Raw genomic sequence first — 18475 nt, forward strand, 5'->3', positions numbered from 1 at the left:
CTTTGAACCTCATGGAGAAAAGCTATCTTACTGGAATTGAGATATGAACCCGGTATTTGACAGGTTTTACGCTTAAACGACGCTGTGTGTCCGGTGAAAACCTAAAGTATAGCCGACTTTCTCGGGAATAACCTTTACTAGCGGCCATTTAGGCATTACAATTCCCCGTAATCCCTTAATTTTGAATTTGCCTGACCAAACCGGCTAAGAACCTAATGGCATTAATAGATATTTCCTTACCCTCAACATTAGCTAAAGCATTGCGATTGCCTGCCCGCTCTCCCAGGAGGCAGCAGATAAGGGTATTGAGGAAATTGCTCAAAAAAGCCCGATTTACTGAATTTGGGCAAACCTATCGTTTTGATGAGATTCTGCTGAGTAAGCATGCCGGGAAGAAGTTTCAGCAATTAGTTCCTACTTACGACTATAACAAAATATACGACGCCTGGTGGCATAAGACACTTGAAGGCAGGCCGGACATCTGCTGGCCTGGAAAGATTAAATTTTTTGCCCTGAGTTCTGGTACTTCAGAATCAGCAAGTAAATATTTGCCTATCACCAACGATCTGATGCGGGGAAACAAGATCGTGATGATCAAACAGTTGTTAAGCCTGCGGACCTATCATGATATTTCTGTAAAAAGCATCGGAAAAGGTTGGCTGATGTTGGGCGGTAGTACCGACCTTCAAAAAGGCCCAGGGTACTACGCTGGCGATCTTAGTGGCATCACTGCTAAAAAGGTGCCTTTTTGGTTTTCACCTTTCTATAAGCCCGGGAAAAAAATTGCCCGAACGAAGGACTGGAATAGCAAGATCGAGGCGATTGTCGAAGAAGCACCTAATTGGGATATTGGTTTTGTGGTGGGTGTTCCCGCTTGGATCCAAATGTGTATGGAAAAGATCATAGAACGGTACAACCTCAAGTCAATCCATGACATGTGGCCGAACCTGGCATTTTTTGTACATGGTGGCGTATCGTTCGAACCATACAAGAAAGGTTTTGAAAAACTGGTTGCCAAGCCGCTTACCTACATCGAAACCTATCTGGCTTCAGAGGGCTTTATTGCCTACCAGGACCGGCAGTATGCAAAAGGAATGCACCTATCGCTGAATGATCATATCTTTTTTGAATTTGTACTGTTCAACGACAAAAACTTTGATAGCGACGGAAATATTGTGGAAAACGCCGAAGCCTTAATGATCCATGAAGTAGAAGAAGGGAAAGATTATGCCATTCTAATTAGCACGACGGCCGGAGCCTGGCGTTACCTGATCGGCGACACCGTTCGGTTTGTAGACAAGGAGCGTTGTGAAATTATCATCACGGGTCGTACCAAACATTTCCTTAGCCTGGTAGGTGAGCACCTGAGCGTAGACAACATGAATAAAGCTGTGCAATTGGTGGCGGACGAAATGAATATCTGCATTCCAGAATTTACGGTTGCAGGCGTGCCCCACGGCCTTTTCTTTGCACACCAGTGGTGGATTGCCTGTGATGACAAGGTAGATGCCGAGGTAGTCGGAAAAAAGATCGATGAAAAGCTCAAGGAGTTAAATGACGACTACGCTGTGGAAAGAAACAGTGCTCTGAAAGACGTTTACCTTAAAATACTACCCGAATCCAGCTTTATGGAGTTTATGCGGCTAAAAGGAAAAATTGGTGGTCAGCACAAGTTCCCCCGGGTGATGAAAGGTAAAATGTATGAAGATTGGGTAAAATTCCTCGAAACAGGTAAACTATAGCTTCCACCGACCTGCCTGTAGGCCTTTCTTATACACAAAACAATTCTTACATAACCTGTTCTTTTCCAGAAGTCTGATTATTTGTAAATTGTCGCTTTATTAAACTACGACTTAAGATAAAGCATGTGGCAAGCTATCATCAACGGATTAATGCTTGGGTGTATCCTTGCCTTGTCGGTAGGCCCTGTAATCTTTACAGTTATAAAACAAAGTCTTAACAACGGGCATGTTGGCGGACTAAGTTTTGTGGCAGGGGTCTGGGTCAGCGATATATTGCTGGTGATCATCAGTAATGCTTTTTCTGCTTTGGTAACAGAGCTACTGGAATACAAAAGCATAATAGGGTATATCGGCAGCGCCTTCCTCGTTATAATGGGAATTTATTATCTGTTTTTTAAGAAGGTTATTCTGCGGCCGGAAGGTGATAGTGCTATTGCCCGTTTTCGCAAACGGGATATGCTTAAGATATTCTCCAGCGGATTTTTCATCAATACGCTCAACCCCAGTGTTTTTGTATTTTGGCTGGCTACAGCTACAGCAATGGCTGCTAAGTTTAACTTTCAACAGCGCATCATCATATTTGCCGTTTGTATCGCCTTCAATATTGCTGCCGACAGTTTTAAAGTTCTTCTGGCAGGTCGATTGAGGACAAAACTTACGTTACACAATATCTCTGTGATTAATAAGGTTTCAGGATTGATCCTTGTAGGCTTTGGCCTGGTACTTTTGTACGGAACCATATTTCTGGTAAAAGAAATACCTTAGCAAGAGGGTGCTCTGGGATCTTGATGCAGTTCATAATGAGGACGATAGGGATAGTCTTAACAAATCCTTAGTTGAATTAATTAGCTCATCGCAGTAACTTGGCCTCTCATGAAAACAATTATACTTCTTATAACCATTCTTTCCTGCTCAATATTTACATACTCTCAGCAATCCGATTTTCTCGTGTTGAAAAAGCGAAACAACCGGACAATAAAGACATATTATTCCGGCGCTTTTATTTCGGGCGAAACGCACAACAGTTTTCGAATTAACGGGTTCATTACAGATATCCGGAATGACTCTGTATTTATCAGACAGGAGCAAACACAGTTGGTTGGTACTGAATTTGGATCGACTATGGATACCATTAAGTTCCAAATAGGAATCGATTACCGGGAAATCAAACGCTTTAACTATACCAGCAATTATGTCTGGGGTGGGAAGAAAGGGTTCGTGCAGGTTGCTTTGCCTAAGATCATGATGATCGCTGGTGCCGGTTTTATTATCCTGGAAACTGTAAATACAATTTACCGGAAAGAATCATTTAACGATAGCGGGAAACTACTCAGCCTGGGCATTGCAGCTGGTGTGGCGCTAGGCGGTTACTTTATTCAGCATATACAGGACAAAAATAAAGATGCTGGTAAAAAGTACAAAGTGGTATATGTTAAAGCAGCTGATCTCAAAAAGGGTTTCTAAGATCCAGGCCTACACAATGAGCTACAATCAGGAGGCATCAATCCGCTAATTTTTCACTTTCAAGATGACAATCTTTTACGGATCACAAGCGCCAGCTAGCTAAATCACTACACGCTACTGATTTGCCATCAACCTCTTTCAGCAAAATCATATGCGAACTTTCTGTTTATCCAGTTTCGGACTATCTTGCAGGCCAAGTAATTTAACCCGGAATGGCCATCAAAACCAAAGGATTGGGTCTACGTGTCTGGAGAATTCTGAAAAGAATCATTTTATTTCTTTTCATTTTTCAACTCTTTTATATCCTCTTATTAAAGTGGGTTGACCCGCCTGTCACTATTACCCAACTAGGTAGCTGGGTAACTGGAAATGGTCTTAAGAGAGACTATGTAAGCTTTAAGGAAATGTCGCCATATGCACGATTGGCGGTAATTTGCTCGGAGGACCAACTTTTTCCGGATCATAATGGATTCGATTGGAAGAACATCGAGAAGGCGATGAAGAATAACGAAAAAAGGCCCAATCGGATAAAAGGTGCTTCTACCATTAGTCAGCAGGTTGCCAAAAATGTGTTCCTTTGGCAGGGGCGTTCCTGGTTCAGAAAAGGGCTTGAGATGTATTTTACCTTCATGATCGAGTTGATCTGGGGCAAAAAGCGAATTCTGGAGGTGTACCTGAATGTTGCTGAGATGGGGAAAGGCGTATTTGGGATAGAAGCTGCCGCTCAAGCTTACTTTAAAAAGCCTGCAAAAAAACTTACCCGTCAGGAAGCAGCCATGATCGCAGCCTGTCTTCCGAATCCCAAGGTCTATACAGTAAAACCACTATCTGCTTTTGTGGCCAATAAATATCCATGGGTTCTTCGTCAAATGAACAATCTCCAGGAGGACGAAGAAATTCAGCCTTTGTTGCAGTAAATGGGATGATTTTCACCCTTATTCGACGATGATTTTTTGGCCAGTACTATTCATTGATGGTACCTGGTGTGTACAGGAATTGATGGCAAATTTGAAGGTATAGTTCCCTTTTGGAAGATCAACTGACGTATTGATCCTGAATTCCTGGTCAACCGATTGTATATCGCGGAGCGACAGTCCGGATGGATAAGTTATCACTTTCTCTTTTTCATTTTCGAAAGCCAGCATAATCGATACTGTATCATAGGGAGTCTGCCGGAACCAGGCCAAATAGTTTGCCGGCGTATTGATTGTTGCTGCTATTTTAAATCTTTGATTGTTATAAGTAGGTCTACCTGCAGCTTTAATATTAATCTTTGAAAAGGAGTAATACGGCATACAAATATGCATAGCCATAGGATCCCAATTTAGATTACCATCAATATGGCTCGAACTGTCGAAATTACCAACTACCAATACACGCTTGCCAATTAGTGAGTCTTCCACAGGCCAATAGTTGTAATTATTTCGGCGATACTCTATGTTATTCATCGAGAGACAAGGCCTTTGCGCATAAAACCAATATTTGGACGCTTTTTGATAGGTTCCAATAAATGCTACCGGTAGCTCCCCTGCGCTGCTCTTTATGAATGATGCCCAGGTCTTATTACCATGAAACTCATCTTTGGGAAACCAATTGGCTTTGGGAATGATCGGCAGCATATAAGCCCGGACAAAAAAAATGAAGATCAATGAAATTGGCAGGCTTTTAAAAAGCCAGCTACGCCAGGAAGAATGCGCCACTAAAAATTGGTGGCTTAATACAATCAGTGCGATGAATGCGGGAACAGTCCAATTAGCCTCAATTCTGCCCCGGAAACTACTTATCAAAAAGAAGGAGTAAAATCCGACCAAAGTGTATTTAAGAGCTCTTTCCAGCACATCCTGGGGTTTATAATCAAAAGCCGCTTTTAGTAAAAGCCAACCCATTAAGGGGCCAGCAAGCGCCACTTGCCCCACAAGGTATTCAATAGTATACCGGACATCGTAGCTTGAAGCATTTCGTTCAAACAAGTGATATTGAACTGAGGGGAAATCATGCGTATACTGCCAATAAAGGTGAGGGCTAAAGGCGATCAACGCAACGATTGCGACAATATAGGTCTGGTAACGACGGAACAACCTGGGGTTGGAGGCAAGCGTCGCAAGCACAACTAACAAGCCATGGTATTTGCTATACAATAGAAAGGCTATGTTTATGCCGAGGAGAACAGACCATCGCAAATCCATATTTCCGACAAATCGTTTGTAAACCCAAAAGAACAAGGCAACAAAAAACAATAGGGGAATATCCGGAACAGCCATAAACCCACCAATTTGTACAATGGCTATGGAGCTGGCAATAGCATAAAATAACCAGGGATTTTTTTTATCAAGTAACTGCTGGGTAATGAAAATGGTCGCAGTATTCAACAAAACCATCATGAATCGCACTCCGAGTTCATTGGGAAACAAACTATATCCCGCCTTAATAAGGAAAGCTACCAATGGGGGATGATCGAAATAGCCCCAATCTGGAAATCGGGTATAAACCCAATAATATGCTTCATCATCGAAAAGCTCCGTGCAGCTAGCCTGGATCAGGTTTAGCGAGCACCATGTCGCATAAAATAATAGCTGGTGGTTTTTCTTAATGAAATTAAGCATAGCGGAAGGCAAAGGAGCATTTCAATGGAACGCACTCAGTTTATCAATAAATCGTCAACAACTTTAACAGCTTTTGCCAATCGATGTTCATAACTGCCCGAGATATTGATCCAGGGTATTGGCTGGTTCAGCATAATGTCTTTGTATATGTAATACAATTCTCTTCTGCTTTTCAGATCGGGATACTCCCGCAATTCGTCTTTCATCCATGGTAGGTCGGTATCGCAAAGCAGGTATAAGTCGTAAGACCGGATCGCTATCTGATCGAGAATCCAGCTGTGGCATTTTCCAAAAACATATTCACACCAAACCTTCATCACATATAGGTCCGTATCGATGAAAAGCAAAGTCGGGGGGTTACATTCCGCAAGTTTTTCGGCATATTGATCCTCCAGCTTAATTTGTTGTTGAGCGATATACAATAGATCGTCATAATTATACCGGGCGCCACGTTGCAAAAGATAATCACGGGCAAACTCCGGTACCCAGCTGGTATTAAAATGGCTAGCCAGTTGCTCACACAACGTACTTTTTCCCGTTGATTCGGGTCCTAATACTACCACTCTTTTGACCATACTACTAAAACCCAAATATACTGAGGATTTATCAGGCGCGTCCTTGCCGTGCCTGATACGCTCTTTTATTCCATTCTGCCCATCCAAAACCAGCCATCAACAATAGTATAAAATAAAATACGCTGGTAAAGACGTATCCTTTGACAAAGTACAAGGGGATAGAAGAGATATTGGTAGCAATCCACCAAAACCAGCTTTCCACCTTTTTCTTCGCCATAAGCCACATGCCGGTAAAAGCAGTGGCAGACGCCAACGCATCGGCCCAAGGAATGATCTCAGTGGAGAAAAAGGAGTGCAGCCAGGTGAGTGCGCTGAAAAGCCCAAGATAAAAACTGCTGAAGAAAAGCAGGTGATGAAGCCATTCCTTACCAGTTGCATGCTGTATTACTACCACATGATGGTTGGATCGATCTTTTTTGGCCCATAAAATCCAGCCATAAACACTCATGGCCGAGTAGTAAATGTTTACGGTTGCCTCACCCGGTAAATGAACAGTCAGACTTAAATAAGTGTAGATAATGGTACTTACTAATCCAACCGGATATACCCAAATGTTTTCGATGCGGGAAAACCAAACGCTGGCTATGCCTGTGAATACGGCAACGTATTCAAGGAGCGTAGTACGAAGCATGCCATCAATAAACTTTTCATAGATCTCTGAAATACTCATGCTGGTGATTGCTCCTCACAAAGCTTTTTTAGATTGCGCAATCCTTCTTCAAACTGCTTGTTTAGGTTTTTGCTGATCAGTGGTCCCATAAGACGAGCCATTGGATAGGGGAGTAACCCATAATTTTGCCAGGTCACTTTGGTTTCGCCGTTACCCCATGCTTCAAATAGCCAGTTGTCGTTGGCTGAGCTTTTCCACGGCTTAATGAACTGGAGATTGAAATGCACGTGTTTGGAGTCTATACTTTGCAGAATTAATCGACCTTCACCAATTTTCTTTCCGCTCCACCAGTACTCATGCCCTGGAGTTTGCGGCGAACCTTTGATCTCCATTTTGCTGCCCGCTTCTTTTTGCTGCCAGGGATTCCATTGGGAGTAATAATGGAGATTTGATACCCGTAACATAACCTCTTCTACCGGCTTAAGGATCACCAGCGATCGCTCGATATGATACCTCGATGGCAAAAACAAGGCGAATACCAGCATTGCAATAATGATGGCTACAAACCCAAATATTATGTATAGTGCCAGCATTGACGGAAGTTGTTGGTGTAATTTACTGCAAGCAAGTAATAAAGTCAAGCGGATGAAAGAATTAGTCTAATGCAGGCCCAATGAGGCGAAAGTAAAAGTGACTGGGAAGGTAGTTAGAAAAGTAATTAAGTCGGATGGCTGCTACCGGCACAAGTTTTTTGCGAAACCAAAGGGGACTTTCAAACTATATATTAGATTGGATCTGACTAAAAGCGAAGACCTTCCGCAGCAGGCGAAAGGTCTTCAATATGGTTCTAAATATGACTATTCTGCTTCGGCAACCACTTCTTTCACTTCAGGGATCATGCGTTTCATCATGCTTTCAATGCCTGCCTTGAGGGTGATCATCGACGAAGGACAACCACTGCAGGAACCCTGTAACATAAGATTTACCACACCTTCGTCATAGCTTTTAAACTGTATAGCGCCACCATCCATTTCAACAGCTGGTTTAACATAGTTTTCTAGCAATTCTTTAATTCGCTTTACAACGTCGTCATCATCGGCAGATACAGCATTGCTGCTCTGAGGAACAATTACCGCTACTTCTTCTTCATTGATCACAGCCTTTCCTTCTTCCAGGTATTCTTTGAGAAACTGGCGGATAGTCGGGATCACATCGGTCCACTCTGTGTCGGAGGTCTTGGTAAGCGTTACAAAATTACTGGCGATAAAAACTGCCCTGATGAAAGGAAAACCAAAAAGCTCAGTCGCGAGGGGAGATGGTTTTGCACTTTCAACATCTGGAAAATCGATGCTTTTGCCCGGGTATAATAACTTGTTGGCCACAAATTTCATAGTCTCCGGATTGGGTGTCATCTCTGTATAGATACTTATAACCGGGCTGCCTGTTTTAATCATAACTTCCAGAATTTTAAAGTACAAAAATAACAAACCCCAGCCAGCAATTGTTCTTTTTTGGCTATGGACTTTTTAATGATCGCAGTCTTCCGCATGGGCGTGGTTATGAACCCTGCAAGCGCGATAGTTGATAATGTGAGCACAAACGATAAAAAGAACGGCAAATGGTAGTAACCAGAATTGGTATTCGTGCCATATTTGCTTGGCAATCAATAAAATAATGCCAATACTGAAAACAATGGCGGGGGTTAGGCTATGGTGATGTTTTCTATAGCCGTGCCAAAGGGAATACATTCCAATGGCAAATGCGATGAAAATCATCAAGTATTCCAAAGCCAAGTTTTCGATGATATTGATTCCAAACACTGGCAGGCTTGTCAGTAAAAGTGGGAGTATGGCACAATGAATAGCACACGCAACAGAAGTCGCAATTCCTAACGCATCCCAATTGAACCTGAAATTCATGAGGCGAAGATAAGGGAAATTTTCATATGCAACCGAGTTGCAAACAAAATCATAAAATAACTTTAGCGGTACCAACCCTACCACTGTAGAAGATTATGCCTAGCCCATTGTTTCCTAACTTTGCAGCCATGTCAAAAAAGATCGTATTTTATATTGGTTTTTTCCTCGTGCTTGTTTTTGGATTCTACTTCGTGATAACTAAGGTCATTCCGGGCTACGGTAAGGTGAAATTGCCTGTTTTAAGCTATGTTCTTCCTTTTCAGTTCGTTAATCAAGATGGTAAACTTGTAACGGAACGAGATCTTGAGGGAAAGGTATATGTGGCAGAATACTTTTTTACAACTTGCAAAAGTATTTGCCCTATTATGAACACCAATCTTAAACCTATCCATCAGGCTTTTATTAACGAGCCCCGGTTCCTGATTGTGTCGCATACCTGCGACCCAGAAACTGATAGCAGTGCCCGATTGAAAGTCTATGCAGATTCGATTAAGGCTGACACCAGGCATTGGTGGTTTTTAACGGGGCGGAAAGACAGCTTGTACAACACCGCACGCACAAGCTATTTGCTGGATGATCCCAAAAACAACCTGGCCAATATTGACGATCAATTTTTGCATACACAGTTTTTCGCGTTGGTAGATAAAAGCGGTCAGGTTCGTAAAATTTATGACGGGTTGAAGAAAGAAGAATTAGACGAATTGAAGAGGGACATCACAGGATTGCTGGATGAACCCGTAAATCAAAAAAGATTTAGTAATAACCTTTTCGGAAACTAATCAGTAATTGATCACGAGTAAACACACCTGCTATGGACACACAAATAGATGCTATTCTGAAGAAAAATCAATTAAGCGTTACGGGTAGTAGGAAAAGGATACTGGAACTTTTTTTAACATCAACCGGAGGTGCATTGGCTCATGGCGATATTGAAAAGAAGACAGGCGAAAAATTCGATCGCGTAACAGTGTATCGTACATTACAAACCTTTCTCGAGAAAGGGATCATTCATAGTATACCCACCGTAGATAATTCAGTACGTTATGCGATGTGCAAGGAAACTTGCGCAGGTGGCCACCACCACGACAACCACGTTCACTTTGTGTGTAGCGTGTGTAGCAATACGATCTGCCTTGATACCGTGCTAATTCCGGAAGTGAAGCTGCCTGAAGGATTTCAACCTGAAGAATGCCAAATGGTCGTGCGTGGTGTTTGTAAAGATTGCCATTGAACTTATTTTCCCTATCAGTACTACGCCAAACTCCTTGCCTGGCCTGATTTAGCAATTGTATTTGCAACTGATTAACAAAACTCAATGAGCTAATACGGGCATAAAAAAGAAAGCCCCGATGTAGAAACACCGGGACTTTTGGTTAAGGCTCTGATTAGTAGCTATTTTATGATGTTCAGGTGACGTATCACCCTATTATCTTATACATAGTTTCCTTACAAAGATAATTGTTACAACGAAAAAACCATATACCACTAACTGGGTATTTTTTTACCGACTACTGCTTAACGTTTTATTGCTTCCATTTCTTCCTGCACAAATTCCATCAACACTTTTATACGCTGTGGAGAAAAATTGAATTCCAAGCCTGCTGCCCGGTAAAGGTCAGGTAAGGTTCTTGTTCCGCCAAGACTCAACGCTCTCATATAGTTATCTAAAGCAGCCTCTTTGTTCTTTCTGAATTGCATCCACAAGCCAATGGCGCCGAGTTGTGCTATACCATATTCAATATAGTACAATGGTACCTCGAACAAGTGCAGTTGACGTTGCCAGCTATGGGTACGATAATTATCAAGGCCACTGAAATCGATTACATTTGAGGAGAACTCATTGAGGATTTCCATCCAGCGGGTGGCACGTTCTGCCTCCGTATGATTGGGGTTTTCATAGACCCAATGTTGGAATTTATCGATAGTGGCGATCCACGGAAATATAGTAATAACACGTTCCAGTTGATGTTCTTTGGCGCGCCGAAGGTCTTCCTCATTATTAAAAAAAACATTCCACGAATCCATGCTGAAAAGCTCCATGGCCATACTCGCCACTTCTGCAATTTCCATGGGATATTCCTTGAATGAACTCAGTTCAAGCGGATGGGCCAGGAAGGAGTGTACTGCATGACCACCCTCATGCACCATGGTAGTAACATCACTCATCTGTCCTGCGGCATTCATGAATATAAACGGTGCGCCTGTTTCTGCCAATGGGCAATTGTAGCCTCCTGGAGCCTTGCCTTTACGACTGTCCAGGTCAAAACGTTTCATTTCATCCATCTTACGCAGGCAATCGGCAAAAAATGGCCGCACTTCCTGAAAACAGCTAATACTTTTCTGTAACAGCTCATTGCCAGTCTTAAATGGCGTAAGTGGCTTGATGCCCGCCGGCTGGGCTTCAAGGTCCCAAGGCTTTAATGGCTCAAGTCCAAGTTGTTCCTTTTTGCCGCTATATATGCTATTTACCAGGGGTAGTACATGCTGTTTAACCGCTTCGTGAAACTGGTAACAATCTTCCTTCGTGTAGTCGAATCGTCCCAGTTCCTTGAACTTATAATCCCGGTAGTTGTCAAAACCGGCATTTTTTGCTACCTGGTTTCTTTTTTCTATCAGTTGGGTGAAGAGGGCGTTGAGAGCCTCTTTATCCTGGATCCTTCTGTCATTTACTTTTCTGTAAACTGTTTCGCGCAGAGAGCGATCTGGGTTTTCCAGCAATTTAGCAGCTTGTTGCAGGGTATATTCCTGGCCATTGACCTCTATGGTCATTTTACCAGAGATAACTCCATATTGCTGTTGCAAAACGCTTAATTCCGCTTGAATAGGAATGTTCTCTTCCCGAAAGAGCTCAATATTCTTTTTTACGCTGCGTAGATAGGTAAAGTATTTATGTTGATCAAGTTGGCTGGTAAACGGACATTCCACCAATTTACGGTTCAGCTTATCACCATACAACTGAATGTGTGGTTGCAGGTTGGTTACGAAAAATACAAAGGCTTCTTCGAGCGACTTGTTTTCAGTATCGCAGGTCATTTTTATCTGGCGCCAGCAAGCGTCTTCACTCACTACTGCTTCCAATTCACTCATATCTTTCAGCCACAATTCCAGGTCGCTGTAACTATCGATTGTCCTATCCAACAAATTTTTAAAGTAGGGCTCCAGTGAATTCCAGTCGGTGACAATAAAATCCGAAGACAAAAAGTGTCTGGGCACTTTCTGTATATCTGCATTATAGCTCATTGGTCATTATTTAAATAATAAAGCTACAACCCCGGGATCAAATACTGCTTCCGGCTGGTTGTAGCTTTGGTTATGTAATATAACTAAACTATTCTTTTGATTTCTTGGGGGCGGCTTTCTTTTTTGGAGCTTCTTCAGCACCATCTTCGGCCTTTTTAGCCTTTGGAGCAGCCTTCTTTTTAGGCTTTTCAGCCTCCTCAACTCCATCTTCACCCGCTTCAGCCTTTTCCTTTTTGGCGGATTTGGTGGCTGCCTTCTTTGCCGGAGCCTTTACAGGTTCTTCAGCAGGAGCTTCAGCTGCCACAGTTTCTTCGGCTACAACTGGCTCACCCTCTTCGGAGAACTCGCGAAGCTTGATTTCCACGTTGTTAGCATCAAGAATGCTCAGCCATTTAACCATTTTCTTCATGTCACTGGCATATACGCGCTCAAAATCCAGATCGGGGTATACTTTCTCAAAGTACTTTTTCAAACCTCCGTTCTCTTTTCCATCAGGGCGTTTTTCGCTACTTGCCTGCATCGCCTGGAAGATCTCCGCCAGGTTCACATTGTCACGTACGGTATATATCTCAATGCTTTCAAGGTGTGAGAAGTTATGCACGCGGCTGGATACGAACCGGGTAGTCTTATCATCCAGGGAGCGGACAATAGCACCATCGCTTTTACTACTTACTAACTCAAACAAACCGGGTAATCCTGTTACCGCTATGATTTTTCCATATTCCATATCGGGCTGAAATTTTAAAGGATATGCAAGATAAACGGAATTCGGCAAACCTTGTTCCAAAAATTGCCTGGACTACCCAATTTATAGGGCTTTTTTGTCCGAAATTTCTGGCATTTTGATCCGTTTACAGCATCGAAGAATCTAAAATAGTGTTAATCGCCGGTTAATTTCACCCCCCCTGCCCGCAGGTTTTTGTCCCCAATGCCTTCCAATTTATTACAGTCAATATTCACTCACATAAACAATTATTGCAATGAAAAAAGCGATTTTCCTATTGATAACCGTTGTAGTTGCCGGTATCTATACGGCCAATGCACAAGGTGGCGGAGGCGGTTTTCAACGTCGCACCCCAGAAGAGCAGGTTAAAGCTGTAAAAGAAAAGCTGGTCGATCTGAAGCTGTCCACGGACCAAACGACAAAATCCGACGCAGTTTTCCTAAAATTTTATAAAGATCGCGACAAACTGTTCGAAGAAATGCGTGGTGGAGGCGGCGATCGTGACGCTATGCGCGAAAAGAGCCAGAAGTTGGCTAACGACCGTGACGAAGAATTGAAAAAGATATTCGATGAGGCACAATTCAAAAAATGGAAAGATGAGATTGAGCCCACTACACGTCCCCAACGCAGAGGCGGTGGCGGCGGTGGTAATAACTAATTGTTAGCCGTACCGATATGTCAAAGCCCTGGCGCAACGCCAGGGCTTTTTTATTTTTCGGGGTAAAGAGAATACAAACCCGCTGAATTATTATTTACTACAACACCGCAGGGGATGATCAACTATTTTCTGGAGAATAAAATTTCCATGGTCTTATACTCTTTTTGACCGCCAGGGGCAGCAAACATTTCCATCTTTTGATGTTGATCATCTGTGAACGTCATGATCTCCCTTACCTTGCAATCTTTTCCCGTGGAAGGATCTGTCATACTGCCACTAAGCGATATTGTTTTAGTAGCAGCGTCCCAGGGGCCTTCCAGGATCATAACACCAGTACCCATATTATCTATCCAGGTGCTGACAAATACTTTCTTTGTGTTGTCATACGCTAATGTTCCTTTACCCTCAAATGGCATGTTGTCGAATTTGCCAGTGAACGAAGATTGCTGGTACCGCCCGCCCAATACCATCTTGTTGACCGAAACTCCGATAGTTTTTTGTGGTGGCCCGTCTGGTGCCCACCAGGTTGTTATTTCAGCATTCCATTTACCGTCCTGGGTCGCCAGCATCTTGTGCATATTGCCTGGGGTGGCATAGGTTTCCATGGCAATACGCACGGCAGCCGTATCCGGTGCCGTAACAGGCGTGTTGCCTGCAGTCGTGCCGGAATCAGTACCTGTCGTTACCGTTGAATCATTCTTGGCCGGACTGTTGGTGTTCGGCGTATCGTTGCAGGCTGAAATAGCCAGCATTACAGAAGAACAAACAATAAAGGTTAGCCTTTTCATAATTAGGTAATTTGTTGAAAAGGTATCAAAATGTCTGACGACCCCAAAATCAAGTATTTGTATTTGGAGGTAACATGAAAGCTTCAACAAAAAAAGGAGGACCTATTCCTGGCATATCAATTATCTATGTTGATACATCAATCGGGGAACTGCGTTTTATCAATATTGGGTATTATGCGTAAGGCATTTTTATAGTACACCTTCTTAAGGATGTTATCAGGCAGGCCAAGACCATACATACGCCAAAAAGCGTGATATTTTTTATGATACGGGAAGTATTCGTCTTCGGTTTCCAAAACGCGGAAATAGGTTGTGTATTCCTCAGGAACCCAACTATCCTTGCCAAATAGGATCCGATCCTGAAATTGTTCAAAGAATTTGCGTGCAGCCTTAGGTTGGCGTCCAAGTTCTGCGATGACGGCACCAAACTCAACCACTACATTGGGCATTTCCTGCAACAACTGGCCCAGTTTGGTCAAGTCATTGGGGTACCAGCCAAAATGAGCTGCGATAAAGGTTGTACGGGGATGTTTCTTGAACATACGGTGCTGTTCTTCGATCAGGGCTTCCCAGGATGCGGGGTTCGTATCGCTACGCTTTCGTCCCGGATGTGTTGCCAGCTCAAGCCATCGTTCGTTGTGATCGTCCTGCTCATCCCAGAAAGGTTTGGGATCTGCCGTGTGGATAAGCACGGGGATTTTTAATTCGCCGCATTTGGCCCAAATAGCGTCCAGGCGCGGATCATCAACCATCACCCGCTTACCATCAACATCTTTTACGGAAAACCCAAGCGACTTGAAGATCTTTAAACCATTTGCTCCAGCCCTAACATCCTCCTCCAGCTGCCGTACTGCTTTTTCAGTCCAATCGCGCTCACCAATCCCGGAAAAATTGACGTTGGCGAAGACGATGAACCTTTTAGGCGCATTGTTTTTTACCGAGCTCGTCATGTTTTGTAAAGCGTTTCCATACCCACCACTTAGATTGACCATGACTTTCATGTTGAGCTTATCCATATCCTGAAGCAGACGGGTAATATCATTCGACCTTAATCCATTTTGGTGGTTATGCACATCTATAAAAGGAAATTTTGCCCGTTGAATAGGGTGCTCGGGTACAACCAGTGTAGAAGTAGGGTTGTATTTTTCGAAGTCCATACCCCGGCCAGATTGTCCAGCAGCGGCAACGGTAGCCATTAGGGCATAGCAGAAAAAGGCTAGCTTTCGCATGAATAGGTTTTTGGTTAGGGAAAATACGAGTTACCGGTTCATTACAGTCACCAGTAGTCAAACTTAACATTCCTGCTGTAAATGACAGCCGAAAAATTCCCGAACCGTTTAGACCAATCAGATGAGCAAGTAGACGCCTTAAGCCCTGCACCCGCCTTTGGAGCGTAAAATACAGCACTACAGAAGTATTGGCACTCTATAAAATTGTTGATCTCAGGCGAGTACTATGCAGCCTTACTGAATTGTTTGGGAAATGGGACCGATAGGATACTGGTCCCCCTTTTCCCATCGTTTGTAATTGGTTTACTTGGATTGACCTAGCTCCTTGGTCACCGCTTCAATCCGCTCTTTCAAAACATCGTATTCAGTAAACCCTCTTGCCAGCAGGTAAAACTTTGTGTCAGCAGCTTGTAACAGCACCGCCGGAAAGCCGGTCACCTGCAATTGTTTACAAAGTGCAAATTCATAGTAAGCTTTTTCTTTGTAAGCGTCACTGTGCAGGGAAGCATAAAATTGATCCGCGTGGATACTGTATTTTTCCAGCAAATGGCGATATGCCTCATCATCGCAAAGGTCGCGACCTTCAAAATTCAGCGCATATTGTAGATCGGCGGCAAACTCCACCTGGCGCTCAGGAAACAGGTCCTTCAAAACACAGAGGGCAATGGCCGGTTTTTCTGAGTTGGGAAACCAATCACTGTCATCTGGATTATTAATATGCCACAGGAAATCCGAACCGAAGCGAATACCCGTCCTTTCTTCCACCACCTTGTAGGCTTGCCGGATATAACCAGCCATAACACCGATAGGACTTGGCTGATCCGAAATGATCATGCCCCCTGAAAGTACTTCAAAGAAAAACTTGCCTTTGTAATCATCGGCAATCTTCTTCATTACCGGACTGAATCCGTAGCACCAGCCACAATAAGCATCATAACAATAGTATATAGTCATCGTACTGAATCAAATGATATGCTGGCAAATTTACAAACTGCGAGAGAGACTGCCGCATAAAAATGCCCGAAAGAGGTCTGCGCAGAAATTTCAATTTATCAGAAGTGGCCTGGTCTGTAACGGGCATTCATGGTGCGTTTTGATCAGTTTCGGGTATATGTTTACTTTAGTGATGCAACATTGTTGAAAGCTTCGAAGAAATTCAAATAATTCCCTAAATAATAGTTAAACCTGATATGTTTTTTTGTTACGTTTGTCCTCCCACCCAACACCGGAACAAAAAACAACATTCAATCCTTGTTAAACAGTTTCTTATGAAACCTATGCTTACTCTATTCCGCAGGGCTGCATTGTTATTGCTCATTTTCGGAACAGGCATCGCGGCTCATGCCCAGTTAAAGATCGGCGACAATCCGACTACCATTCAGAAATCATCTATTCTCGAGCTCGAAAGCTCCAGGCAAGGTTTGCTGCTTCCCAGATTGGCAGACACAACGGCCATCAATGCATTGACTCCGCCAGATGGTATGATCATCTACCTCAACTCAGACAAGAGTTTACGTCTGCGGAGTAATGGAAGCTGGAAAAAGATAGCAGATCTTTCAGAAGCCAGTTCCAATTGGTCGCTTACCGGCAACAGCGGTACCAATCCTGCGACCAACTTCATTGGAACCATCGATGGACAGCCGTTGGTGGTACGTACCAACAATGCAGAACGCTTACGTGTTGACGCTGCAGGTAATGTTGGCATTGGTACGAATAATCCCACTGCTAAATTGAATGTGGATGGCACAGTTAAATTGCAGAACCTGGCCACCAACACAACAGAAACAGATGTTTTGGTGATTGCAGCAGACGGATCCGTTACCAAGCGATCCATTTCATCTGCTGCTTTCCAGAATGCCATACGCGCCATCAATGGTATTCAAAGGCAAACATTGTCGGTAACAGCTGCCGCCAGCGATACATCCAACAATGTATTGATACAAAACCGCGATGCAGATAGTACCATTGCTTTATTTCTGCCTGTACAGAACGGGAGCGCGGGTGCCAGCAAACCCTACGGGTTTCTCACTTATGCGGATTGGCAGAAAATACAAAGCGGTATCCAGACACTGGCGGTAGGTGCTGTTGCAACAGCATCAAACATCAATGGCGCCTCTATTGTGGTTGACTCCACATCGCGTACATTAATTCTGCATCCGGCCGATGCAACCAACCCTGGTATTGTGACTGCCGGAGCCCAGACGTTTGGTGGTGACAAGACATTTAATAATAATGCTACTGTGAATGGAAATCTCCGACTGAACACAGTTGCCAACAATACAACGGCAGACTCCGTGTTGGTAATAAATAATGGTCTTGTTCAAAAAAGGCAGGTGAGCGCTTCCGCATTTGGAAATGCTATCAGAAGTATAAACGGAAACCGCGATTCGGCACAGTTTTTTGCATTTAGAAATACTGGTACTGACCTGACGGTATCGACGAATGGAACTGACAGTGTTTACCTCAATGTACCTAATGCGAGCACAACTGCGCGCGGTGTGGTAACAACGGCGGCGCAAACCTTTGCAGGAACCAAGACCTTCCAGGATAGCATCACAGCTACGAAAGCGGTTTTAGTTGGTACAACGGGTGCAGCAAATTCGACCATGCAGGTGGAAGGGTCTTTTGCAACAGCTATTACAACAACAGCATCCAACTATTCGGCATCGGCTACAGATAATACCATCCTCGCCAATACCACAACAAGCGCAATTACCGTAACCCTTCCCAGCCCCGGGGCCATCAAGGGACGTATCTATACGATTAAAAAGATAGGTACCGGCGGTATCGACAACCAATTGACCATTAGTCCTTCAGGTGGTACGATTGATGGTGGATCCTCTTACATCATCTACAACGACTGGACCTACGTAACGCTGCAGACAGATGGTAGTAACTGGTATGTGATCAAGAAATAGGGTCG

General features: G+C 43.5%; 19 protein-coding genes. 8 read left to right on the forward strand and 11 right to left on the reverse strand.

Translation table 11 applies throughout. The annotated features are described in order from the left end of the window. Positions 1-215 precede the first annotated feature (215 nt). The 4 genes from P2W70_RS00895 to mtgA all read left to right on the forward strand — a co-directional run bounded on the left by P2W70_RS00895 (position 216) and on the right by mtgA (position 4123). Entirely contained in the window at positions 216-1742 is a 1527-nt protein-coding gene (locus P2W70_RS00895; protein ID WP_276479531.1) for a GH3 family acyl-acid amido synthetase, read from the forward strand. 123 nt (positions 1743-1865) lie between these two features. After that, the gene (locus P2W70_RS00900; protein WP_276479532.1) at positions 1866-2507 is read left to right on the forward strand and encodes a LysE family translocator; all 642 of its coding nucleotides are present in this window, start codon (positions 1866-1868) and stop codon (positions 2505-2507) included. A 108-nt stretch (positions 2508-2615) separates the two neighbouring features. Continuing rightward, on the forward strand, positions 2616-3206 hold the full coding sequence (locus tag P2W70_RS00905; protein WP_276479533.1) for a hypothetical protein: 591 nt from the start codon (positions 2616-2618) through the stop codon (positions 3204-3206). A gap of 212 nt (positions 3207-3418) precedes the next feature. Continuing rightward, entirely contained in the window at positions 3419-4123 is a 705-nt protein-coding gene (mtgA, locus tag P2W70_RS00910; protein WP_276479534.1) for a monofunctional biosynthetic peptidoglycan transglycosylase, read from the forward strand. An 18-nt stretch (positions 4124-4141) separates the two neighbouring features. Here the strand turns inward: mtgA and P2W70_RS00915 are convergent, their stop codons facing one another. The 6 genes from P2W70_RS00915 to P2W70_RS00940 form a co-directional block, all read right to left on the reverse strand. After that, entirely contained in the window at positions 4142-5809 is a 1668-nt protein-coding gene (locus P2W70_RS00915; RefSeq protein WP_276479535.1) for an ArnT family glycosyltransferase, read from the reverse strand. A 35-nt stretch (positions 5810-5844) separates the two neighbouring features. Beyond that, on the reverse strand, positions 5845-6399 hold the full coding sequence (locus tag P2W70_RS00920; protein WP_276479536.1) for an ATP-binding protein: 555 nt from the start codon (positions 6397-6399) through the stop codon (positions 5845-5847). Between the two features lie 16 nt (positions 6400-6415). After that, positions 6416-7054 carry a nicotinamide riboside transporter PnuC gene (pnuC, locus tag P2W70_RS00925; protein ID WP_276479537.1) on the reverse strand — a complete coding sequence of 213 codons (639 nt, stop codon included), beginning with the start codon at positions 7052-7054 and terminating at the stop codon, positions 6416-6418. Further along, a complete protein-coding gene (locus tag P2W70_RS00930) occupies positions 7051-7587 on the reverse strand; it encodes an SRPBCC family protein (protein ID WP_276479538.1) in 537 nt (178 codons plus the stop codon). Before P2W70_RS00930 ends, pnuC begins: the two co-directional genes overlap by 4 nt. A gap of 264 nt (positions 7588-7851) precedes the next feature. Beyond that, positions 7852-8448: a NifU family protein gene (locus P2W70_RS00935; protein WP_276479539.1), complete on the reverse strand. Its 597-nt coding sequence runs from the start codon at positions 8446-8448 to the stop codon at positions 7852-7854. A 72-nt stretch (positions 8449-8520) separates the two neighbouring features. Beyond that, complete coding sequence (locus tag P2W70_RS00940; protein WP_276479540.1) at positions 8521-8913, reverse strand: MerC domain-containing protein; 393 nt, start codon at positions 8911-8913, stop codon at positions 8521-8523. A gap of 128 nt (positions 8914-9041) precedes the next feature. On the opposite strand from P2W70_RS00940, the gene P2W70_RS00945 reads away from it, so the two are divergent. Both P2W70_RS00945 and P2W70_RS00950 read left to right on the forward strand, forming a co-directional pair. Next, positions 9042-9692 (forward strand): SCO family protein, encoded by a 651-nt coding sequence (locus P2W70_RS00945; protein ID WP_276479541.1) that lies wholly within the window; start codon positions 9042-9044, stop codon positions 9690-9692. A gap of 32 nt (positions 9693-9724) precedes the next feature. Further along, complete coding sequence (locus P2W70_RS00950; protein WP_276479542.1) at positions 9725-10144, forward strand: Fur family transcriptional regulator; 420 nt, start codon at positions 9725-9727, stop codon at positions 10142-10144. Between the two features lie 284 nt (positions 10145-10428). Here P2W70_RS00950 and P2W70_RS00955 read toward each other — a convergent pair whose 3' ends face one another. Together P2W70_RS00955 and P2W70_RS00960 are read right to left on the reverse strand one after the other, a co-directional pair. Then, positions 10429-12153: a M3 family oligoendopeptidase gene (locus tag P2W70_RS00955; protein ID WP_276479543.1), complete on the reverse strand. Its 1725-nt coding sequence runs from the start codon at positions 12151-12153 to the stop codon at positions 10429-10431. Positions 12154-12241: 88 nt separating this feature from the next. Beyond that, a complete protein-coding gene (locus P2W70_RS00960; RefSeq protein ID WP_276479544.1) occupies positions 12242-12880 on the reverse strand; it encodes a DUF5606 family protein in 639 nt (212 codons plus the stop codon). A 253-nt stretch (positions 12881-13133) separates the two neighbouring features. On the opposite strand from P2W70_RS00960, the gene P2W70_RS00965 reads away from it, so the two are divergent. Continuing rightward, positions 13134-13535 (forward strand): hypothetical protein, encoded by a 402-nt coding sequence (locus P2W70_RS00965; protein ID WP_276479545.1) that lies wholly within the window; start codon positions 13134-13136, stop codon positions 13533-13535. A 122-nt stretch (positions 13536-13657) separates the two neighbouring features. Here P2W70_RS00965 and P2W70_RS00970 read toward each other — a convergent pair whose 3' ends face one another. From P2W70_RS00970 to P2W70_RS00980, 3 genes are all read right to left on the reverse strand, one after another. Further along, on the reverse strand, positions 13658-14323 hold the full coding sequence (locus tag P2W70_RS00970; protein WP_276479546.1) for a DUF1579 domain-containing protein: 666 nt from the start codon (positions 14321-14323) through the stop codon (positions 13658-13660). 137 nt (positions 14324-14460) lie between these two features. Continuing rightward, positions 14461-15552 carry an amidohydrolase family protein gene (locus tag P2W70_RS00975; RefSeq protein WP_276479547.1) on the reverse strand — a complete coding sequence of 364 codons (1092 nt, stop codon included), beginning with the start codon at positions 15550-15552 and terminating at the stop codon, positions 14461-14463. A 303-nt stretch (positions 15553-15855) separates the two neighbouring features. Further along, the gene (locus P2W70_RS00980) at positions 15856-16506 is read right to left on the reverse strand and encodes a DsbA family protein (RefSeq protein ID WP_276479548.1); all 651 of its coding nucleotides are present in this window, start codon (positions 16504-16506) and stop codon (positions 15856-15858) included. A gap of 314 nt (positions 16507-16820) precedes the next feature. Between P2W70_RS00980 and P2W70_RS00985 the strand changes: the two genes are divergently transcribed. Beyond that, positions 16821-18470, forward strand: coding sequence for a hypothetical protein (locus tag P2W70_RS00985; protein ID WP_276479549.1), 1650 nt, complete (start codon positions 16821-16823; stop codon positions 18468-18470). Positions 18471-18475 lie beyond the last annotated feature (5 nt).

Origin of the sequence: Paraflavitalea pollutisoli (assembly GCF_029360705.1) — a bacterium.
In the GTDB taxonomy this organism is placed as follows: Bacteria; Bacteroidota; Bacteroidia; order Chitinophagales; family Chitinophagaceae; genus Paraflavitalea; species Paraflavitalea pollutisoli.